The sequence below is a fragment of the Halorubrum sp. genome (assembly GCF_046498025.1).
Lineage (GTDB): Archaea > Halobacteriota > Halobacteria > Halobacteriales > Haloferacaceae > Halorubrum.
This window is the reverse complement of sequence record NZ_JAWOBM010000040.1, coordinates 1-7,843: the sequence shown is the minus strand read 5'-3', so window position 1 is coordinate 7,843 and position 7,843 is coordinate 1. Positions and strand designations below refer to the sequence as shown.

Here is a 7,843-nt window from a genome sequence, read left to right as displayed (position 1 = left end):
GAAGTGGAGATGCGCTTCGATGTAGCCGCCGGAGAACTTCACCAGCGCCATCGACCCCGTCATCGCGCTGAACGCCGCGAGCACCGTCCGCTGGCGGCGACCGAGCCGCGACCAGTTCGCCAGCGCGATGACGGTGTCGATGGCGCTGGTGAAGTTCTCCGGCGGCTACATCGAAGCGCATCTCCACTTCTTCGTGTTCGTCGCCGTCCTCGCGCTGTACGAGGACTGGCTTCCGTTCGCCGTCGGAATGGTGTACGTCGCGGTCGGTCACGGCGCGTTCAGCCTGATCGACTCCAGCCTCGTGTACAACCACCCGGCCGCGATCGCCAACCCGATCGTCTGGGGCGGGATCCACGCGCTGTTCATTACGGCGCTGGCGCTGGCGCTCATGGTCAACTGGTACTCCATCGAGAAGTCGCGCGAGGAGGCGCAGCGCCAGCTCGACCTCGTCGCCGAGCAGAAAGCCGAGATCCAGGACGTCGAGGAGGCGAAGGCGGAGGTCGAGGCGCGCCGCGAGGAGGTCGAGCGGCTGAACCGACACCTCGAGACGAAGGCCGACGACTACAGCGCGAGGATGGACCGCGCGGCCGACGGCGACCTCACGGTCCGGCTCGACGCCGACAGCGAGAGCGAGGCCATGGAACAGATCGGCGCCGCGTTCAACGAGATGATGGACGACATCGAGGCGACGATGCGGGACGTCCAGTCGTTCGCCGGCGAGGTGTCGGCGGCCAGCGAGAAGACGGTCGCGGGCGTGGACACCGCCGAGGCGCGCAGCGAGGACGTGGGCCGGTCGGTCGCGGAGATCGCGGAGGGCGCCGACGAGCAGCGCGAGATGCTCGAGCAGGTCTCCGGCGAGATGAACAACCTCTCGGCGACGATCGAAGAGGTCGCCTCCTCGACGGAGACGGTGGCGGACGCGGCCCAGCAGACGGCGTCGATCGCCGACGAGGGACAGGACACCGCGGGCGAGGCGATCGACAGCGTGCGGGACTCGCGCGACGCGATCGGCGAGACGGCGGAGAAGGTCAGGGTCCTCGACGAGCGGACGACGGACATCGGCGAGATCGTGGACCTCATAAGCGACATCGCCGAGCAGACGAACCTGCTCGCGCTCAACGCGAACATCGAGGCCGCGCGGGCCGGCGGAAGCGGCGGCGGGAGCGACGGGTTCGCGGTCGTCGCAGACGAGGTGAAACAGCTCGCCGAGGAGACCCAGGAGGCGGCCCAGGAGATCGAGGTGCTCATCGCCGGCACGCAGGAGCAGACGCGGGCGACGGTCGAGGAGGTCCGAACTGCCGAAGAGCACATGGAGGAGGGCGCCGAGGCCGTCGCGGACGCCGCCGACGCGTTCGCCGAGGTCGCGGGCAACGCGGCGGAGACCGACGACGGGATCCGCGAGATCAGCAAGGCGACCGACGATCAGGCCGCGAGCACCGAGGAGACGGTGTCGATGGTCGAGGAGGTCGCAGGGATCAGCATCTCGACCGCCGACGAGGCAGACGAGGTCAGCGAGGCGGCCGACGAGCAGCTGACCGCGATGTCGGAGGCGACCGCCGAGGCCGGCTCGCTCGCCGACCGGGCGGAGCGCCTCCGGACGCTGCTCCGGAAGTTCGAGGCGGGCGGGGAGTCAGCCGACGACCCGTCGACGCCGGGAACGCGCACCGTCGCGATGGGCGACGGCGGTCGGTCGGACTGAGACGGCGGCCTCGAAGGCCGACGGGTGCCCTCTTACATCGCGTCGACGACGGCAGCCAGCACCGGCAGCGCGCGCTTCACCTGCGCGCCGTCCTCGACGAACACCAGCGTGCGCGGCGGGCGGACCGCCTTCGGTCGGACCCGGAGCCCCGCCTCGTCGGCCGCGTCGGCGGCGACGGCCGGGAGGGCCGCCTCACCGTCGTCGTCGCCGACGACGAACTCGATCCGAACGCGGTCGGGCTGGACGTACACCTCGGCGACCGCGCGCTCGCCGCCAGCCTCCGCGTCGCCGTCAACCGCTCGCTCGTCGTCCGCCGCCGCGCCGCCGTCGACCGCGCGAACGATCCGGTACGCGAGCGCGCCGTCGGCCGTCGGCTCCGCGTCGGGGTCGGCGTCGGCGAGTGCCAGGTCCCGCAGGCGTCCCCGGTTGCCGGATATCTCCGAGGCGAGCAGCTGGCCGATCCGGACGCCGTCGGTCAACCGGTCGTCGACCATCAGGCGTCACCCGCGGCCGCGAGCTCTTCGCGCACGTCGGCCGCGAGGTGGTCGACCGCGGCGCCGTGCTCCTTCGCGACGAGGACCGCGGCCGCCTCGATGGTGACCGCGAGCGCGCGCTGCCGCTCGTTGATCGCGGCGACGGCGCGCTGCTTCTCGACGCCGGCCGCGACGATGGCGTCGAGGGCGGTCTCGAAGGTAGACTGCTCGCGGAGGATCGACTCGTCCGGCGTGAACCCCTCGGGAACGACCACCTCGTCGGGGTCGAACCGGGCGACGAGGTCGCCGTCCTCCTCGGCGACCAGCCCGCGTCCGACCGCGACGTCGACGAGCCGCTTCGCCTGGTCCGGCGAGAACCAGTCGCGGTCGAGCGACAGCGCGACGACGAACTCGCCCTCGCCCAGCCGCTCCTTCGCGCGGTGTTTGAACGGGACGGCGACGGCGACCTCCAGACTCATGTTCGATCGGCGGGGCGGCGACGGCGGTAAACCTACCGGACCGAGCCGTTCTCGGTCGGGATCGACCCGCGGCCGACAACCGTTATGCCCCGGCGGCGTGATGGCGCACGCATGGAGACCCGCCCGCTCGGTGACACCGGTCACGACAGCACCGTCATGACGTTCGGGGCGATCGCGCTCAACTGGCTCGAACAGGAGGGCGCGGACCAGCTGGTCGAACACGTCCTCGACTACGGCGTCAACCACTTCGACGTGGCCCCGACGTACGGCGACGCGGAGCTGAAGCTCGGGCCGAAGCTCCGCCAACACCGCGAGGAGATCTTTCTCGGCTGTAAGACGCAGGAGCGGACCTACGAGGGCGCGAGGCGCAAGCTCGACCGGTCGCTGAACCGCCTCGGCGTCGACAAGATCGACCTGTATCAGGTCCACGGCCTCGAGTACGACGAGGAGCTGGACGCGATCACGGGTGAGGACGGCGCGCTCGCGGCGTTTCGCGAGGCGAAGGAGCAGGGGCTGATCGACCACATCGGACTGACGAGCCACGGTGACCCGGGCCTCATCCTCGACGCGCTCGACCGCATCGACGACCTCGAGACGGTGATGTTCCCGCTGAACCCCGTCGTCGCCGGCAAGGAGGACGACGAGTACGACTACGAGGCGGTCCTCGCCCGCGCCGACGAGAGGAACGTCGGGACGCTGGGGATCAAGGCGTTCGCCGGCGGCTCGTGGCCCACTACCGACGAGCTCCCCGAGGCGGACCGGCCGTTCGCGAACTGGTACCGCCCGGTCACTGCACCCGACGAGATCAGCGAGCGGTTCGACTTCGCCGCGGCACAGGGGCTCACCAGCGTCATCAGCGCCGGCGACCCGAAGCTCGTCACCATGATCCTCGAGGCCGCCGCCGACTACGACGGGATGGACGAGGCCGCCCAGCGGTCGCTGATCGAGCGGGTGCGCCACGACGACAGTCCGGTCCCCGAGCAGCTGCACCACTGAGGCGATGGACGTTCCGCAGACGGTCGCGGCCGCGCTCGACGACCGATCCGTGGCCGGAACGCGCTGTCTGGAGGCCGGTGCCGGCGCCGGGAACGCGACCGCCGGACTGCTCGCGAACGGCGCCGCCCGGGTGTACGCCGTGACCGACGACCGGGACCACGCGCGGACGACGCGGCGGCGCGTCGGCGACGGAGGGAACGGCGACAACGACGGCGACGGAGACAGCGACAACGACGGCGACGGAGACAGCGACAACGACGGCGACGGCGACCGACTGGCCGTGCTGGAGGCGGACCTCCGAGCGGTCCCGCTGCCCGACGATTCGATCGACGTGATCACCGCGCACGGGCTCTGTAACGTCCTCGACCCCGCGACGCTGTCGGCGGTCGCCGAGGAGCTCTCGCGGGTCGCGGCCCCGGGCGCGGAACTCGTCGTCGACGACTACGATCCGCCGCCCGACGACGCGGCGGTCGGCGAGCTGTTCGCCGTCGAGAACGCCGCGTCGGAAGTGGCCCGCGGCCGCCCGGCGCTCACCTTCTACCCGGCGGCGTTCCTGCGACGGTTCTTCGCTGGCCACGGCTGGGAGTTCGAGCGAGAGCGGACGCTCTTGGACCCGGTCCCGTGGACCGAGAGCCACGTCTCCGCACACGCCGACGAGGCGGCTTCCACGGCCACGGAGTGCCGCGGTGAAGCGGGCGACGCGCTGGCGGCGACCGCTCGCCGCCTCGAGCGCGAGATCGGCTCGGAATCGGTCGGGCGGATGTACGGTCTCGCGTTCCGCCTTCCGGAGTGACGATCTTAAAAAGGGCGACGCTGTCGAACCTTCCCGGATCTGGGAGAACGCCTGTGCCGAATACGGAGAGTTTCCGCGCGGGGAGAAAGGTTGACATCCTCCCCGCGCTGAAGCGCGAGACTTTCTCCTCGATTCTCCGTAACCATGCTCGCGCTCGTGGGACTGACCCCGTGGGCGTGGGACGCGACGCTCTTGCTCTACGGCGTCTCGGGCGCACTGAACGCGACACAGGCCGACGGCCTCGGGGTGCTCGCCTCGCTCATCGTCGTCGTCTACGTCGCAGCCCAGAGAGACCTGTTTTGAACTCGAGCGGGAGTTCGGACGTCCACGGCGGGAACGAGCGGTAGCGTAGGTGGTCCACGGACGGCGCCCCGCTATGTGTGTTCACTGATATTTCTACGGGCGAGTAGCGTGTTCGACGCGGTGTGGCACAAACCGACGCTGACGTCCGTTCGAAAGTTGAGTGGAAACTAAAGGAAAGTCTTCCGTAATAACATCATATAACTAATACGGAGAGTGTTACTACCCGGAGGCGTCTCGATAGTAGTCCCATGAGAGCGTCTTCAGAGGAACCACTCATGACTATCGCCGAGTCCGTTTCCGACGCGTTGAACGTCCCAATAGAAGAGTTACCTCCGCTCTCTCGTTCGATTGATCTCGACGGATTAGAGGCGGTGATCACGGACGAGCACTCCCGTGATGTGACGGTTACATTTTCCTACGCCGCTCACAGGGTTCTCGTTCATTCAGACAACTCCGTCTACGTTCGCCCGATCCAGAATGACAACACGACCCGAGGGGAGAGGGTGAATTTTAACGAGTAACCGCTACGTACGGAACCCGAGGTAGGACTTCTACCCCGTGTTACCCGGTCCGATCGATCCGAGGAGAACGCCGTGCGAGAGACGCGCCGTGTTTTTCGTGGGTGCTGGAACCCGTCTCAGACCGGGTATTTCACCGACGCCACGAGAGCCGAACGCGTCGTCCGTTCGCGGCACCGATCCGTCGGTCAGCCGCCGCCGTCGCCCCGTCAGTCGCTGTCGGTCGCCACGCCGGTGCCGTCGGGCGCGGCCGCGTCGCCGGCCGTCGTCGCGGGCGCCGCACGCGCGGCGGTCGGCGTCGCGTCCAGCGAGTAGCCGCTCGCGGCCATCGCGAACAGCACGAGCGGCGAGAGAAACGCGAACAGGTAGTACGGCGCGTACTCCAGCGTCGGCACGCCGGTGACGCCCGCCATGTAGACGGCGCCCGCGTGCCACGGGAACAGCGCGCCGGTCGGCGTCCCGGCCGCCTCGACCGCGCGGGAGAGCTGGTCGGTGCCCAGCCCGAACTCCTCGTAGGTGTTCCGGAGGGTGACGCTCGGGAGTACGATGCTCATGTACTGCTGGGCGGTGAGCGCGTTGATGACGATGGCCGAGGCGCCGGTCCCGGCGACGAGCGCGCCCGGACTCCGTACCGAGGAGGTGAACGCGTGGGCGATCACCGCCAGCACGCCGGTGCGCTCTAAGATGCCGCCGAGCGCGAGCGCGGCGACGACGACCGTGATCGTCCATGCCGAGCCGGTGAGTCCGCCGGTCGCGAGCAGCTCGTTCACCAGCTCGGAGCCGGACTCCGGCGCGGTCCCGTACATGAAGCTGTCCCAGGCGGCGACGAAGCCGACGCCCTGCGCGAACACCGTCGTGAACACGCCGGCGAAGACGCCGGCGACCAGGGTCGGCAGCGCGGCGTGCCCGCGTAGCGCCAGCCCGAACGTGACGACGAGCGGAACCACGGCGAGCAGGGTGATCGCGTAGGTCTCGCCGAGCGCGCCCTGGATCTCGGCGATTCGACCGGCGGGGATCGAGCCGCTCGCGCGGAGCCCGAGCGCGAGGAAGCCGAGCACCGCCAGCCCGAACGCGACGAGGGTGCCGGTCCGCATCCGGCGGATGTGCGCGTACAGGTCGGTGTTGGTCACGCCCGCGGCGAGGTTCGTCGTGTCGGAGAGCGGCGACTGCTTGTCGCCGGCGTACGCGCCCGAGAGGACGGCCCCGACGGTCATCGGGTCCGGGACGCCGAGGCCCGCGCCGATGCCGACGAAGGCGACGCCGAGGGTCCCGACGGTGGTCCACGAGGAGCCGATCGCGAACGCCACGACCGCGGCGACGACTGCGGCGGCGGGGAGGAAGGTGGTCGGCGTGAGGACCTCCAGTCCGAGGTACATGAGCCCCGGAATCGTCCCGGCGCTCACCCACGTGGCGATGAGCCCGTAGATCGTGAAGATGATGAGCAGCGCCTGCAGCCCCATCACGAGCCCGTTGGCGATGCCGTCGAAGAGGTCGTCCCAGTCGTAGCCGAGCCAGAGGCCGAAGGCGCCGACGAAGGCGATGCTCCAGAGGAGCGGCGCGTGCGGATCGAGGCCGAGGACGGCCGAGCCGATGCCGAGGAACGCCACGACCGCGAGGACCGGGACCAGCGCGGCCGCGAGGCTCGGGCGGCGGTCCGGGTGGAGGTCCTCGACCGTCGTGGGCGTGAACGAGCGTGCCATGCGCGGTCGTATTCCTTTGAAGCATAAATATAGTTCTAAATATGCACGGAGAAGATAACGATCGTTCCCCGGAGATGGTGAGATCGAGCCGGGAACCGAACGTCGACGCCGCGGTGTCACCGATACCCGCCGAGCGCACCCGTGCGTCGCCGTGTCGCGCGGATCGCCGAACGGACGGTCTTATACGCCTCGGTGGGCAAGACCCGCCAACATGATATTTGAGGGCCTCCCGACGACCCCCCGCTCGGAGGAACTCGTCGACAAGGCGTTCTCGCGGGCGGCCCGCGCGGGACGCGCCAAGCACGGTCACGAGGCGCAGGAGTCGATGCTGCGGACCGCGGGCAACGTGCTCTCGGACAACTTAGAGAACGTCGTCGTCTCGTGGCCGGACTTCGGATTCGACGTCGACCCGTTCTATTACGAGCTCGCGGACGCCATCGTCGACGTCGACCGCCTCCGGCAGGCGCTCTCGCAGGTGATGTGGGCCAGCCGGCAGATCGAGGACCTCCGCGACGAGTACACGACGAAGGTCCGCAACTCCGACGTCGACACCGCGCGCAAACACCGGAAGCAGGCGTTCGCGCGCATGGCCGACGTGATGGACCAGATCGAAGACGACCTGCGGTACATCGGCGACTCGCGGGACCAGCTGAAGGTGCTCCCGGACATCCGGCCAGACGAGCCCGCGATCGTGATCGCCGGCTACCCGAACGTCGGGAAGTCGTCGTTCGTCAACCGGGTCACCCGCGCCTCCAACGAGATCGCGGAGTACCCGTTCACGACCCGCGGCGTGCAGATCGGCCACTTCGAGCGGAACCACGTCCGGTACCAGATCGTCGACACGCCCGGATTGCTCGACCGGCCGGAAGACGAGCGCAACGA

At 69.3% G+C, this 7,843-nt stretch carries 9 protein-coding genes; 6 read left to right on the top strand and 3 right to left on the bottom strand.

Annotated features, from left to right (window positions below; genetic code table 11):
- The first annotated feature begins 139 nt into the window (after window positions 1-139).
- Window positions 140-1,699 carry a methyl-accepting chemotaxis protein gene (locus R6U01_RS08200; protein WP_410285973.1) on the top strand — a complete coding sequence of 520 codons (1,560 nt, stop codon included), beginning with the start codon at window positions 140-142 and terminating at the stop codon, window positions 1,697-1,699.
- Window positions 1,700-1,731: 32 nt separating this feature from the next.
- Here R6U01_RS08200 and R6U01_RS08195 read toward each other — a convergent pair whose 3' ends face one another.
- Window positions 1,732-2,193 (bottom strand): hypothetical protein, encoded by a 462-nt coding sequence (locus tag R6U01_RS08195; RefSeq protein WP_410285972.1) that lies wholly within the window; start codon window positions 2,191-2,193, stop codon window positions 1,732-1,734.
- Entirely contained in the window at window positions 2,193-2,651 is a 459-nt protein-coding gene (locus R6U01_RS08190) for a DUF2240 family protein (RefSeq protein ID WP_410285971.1), read from the bottom strand. The genes R6U01_RS08195 and R6U01_RS08190 overlap by 1 nt, the downstream gene beginning before the upstream one ends.
- A 111-nt stretch (window positions 2,652-2,762) precedes the next feature.
- Here R6U01_RS08190 and R6U01_RS08185 point away from each other — a divergent pair, with 111 nt between their 5' ends.
- The 4 genes from R6U01_RS08185 to R6U01_RS08170 all read left to right on the top strand — a co-directional run bounded on the left by R6U01_RS08185 (window position 2,763) and on the right by R6U01_RS08170 (window position 5,264).
- Entirely contained in the window at window positions 2,763-3,647 is an 885-nt protein-coding gene (locus R6U01_RS08185) for an aldo/keto reductase (protein ID WP_410285970.1), read from the top strand.
- Between the two features lie 4 nt (window positions 3,648-3,651).
- Window positions 3,652-4,440 carry a methyltransferase domain-containing protein gene (locus tag R6U01_RS08180; RefSeq protein ID WP_410285969.1) on the top strand — a complete coding sequence of 263 codons (789 nt, stop codon included), beginning with the start codon at window positions 3,652-3,654 and terminating at the stop codon, window positions 4,438-4,440.
- 144 nt (window positions 4,441-4,584) lie between these two features.
- A complete protein-coding gene (locus R6U01_RS08175) occupies window positions 4,585-4,743 on the top strand; it encodes a hypothetical protein (RefSeq protein WP_410285968.1) in 159 nt (52 codons plus the stop codon).
- 248 nt (window positions 4,744-4,991) lie between these two features.
- Window positions 4,992-5,264 (top strand): HalOD1 output domain-containing protein, encoded by a 273-nt coding sequence (locus tag R6U01_RS08170; protein ID WP_410285967.1) that lies wholly within the window; start codon window positions 4,992-4,994, stop codon window positions 5,262-5,264.
- Between the two features lie 206 nt (window positions 5,265-5,470).
- Here the strand turns inward: R6U01_RS08170 and R6U01_RS08165 are convergent, their stop codons facing one another.
- A complete protein-coding gene (locus R6U01_RS08165; protein WP_410285966.1) occupies window positions 5,471-6,961 on the bottom strand; it encodes a Na+/H+ antiporter NhaC family protein in 1,491 nt (496 codons plus the stop codon).
- 211 nt (window positions 6,962-7,172) lie between these two features.
- On the opposite strand from R6U01_RS08165, the gene R6U01_RS08160 reads away from it, so the two are divergent.
- On the top strand, window positions 7,173-7,843 hold a 671-nt coding region (locus R6U01_RS08160; RefSeq protein WP_410285965.1), incomplete at its 3' end, for an NOG1 family protein.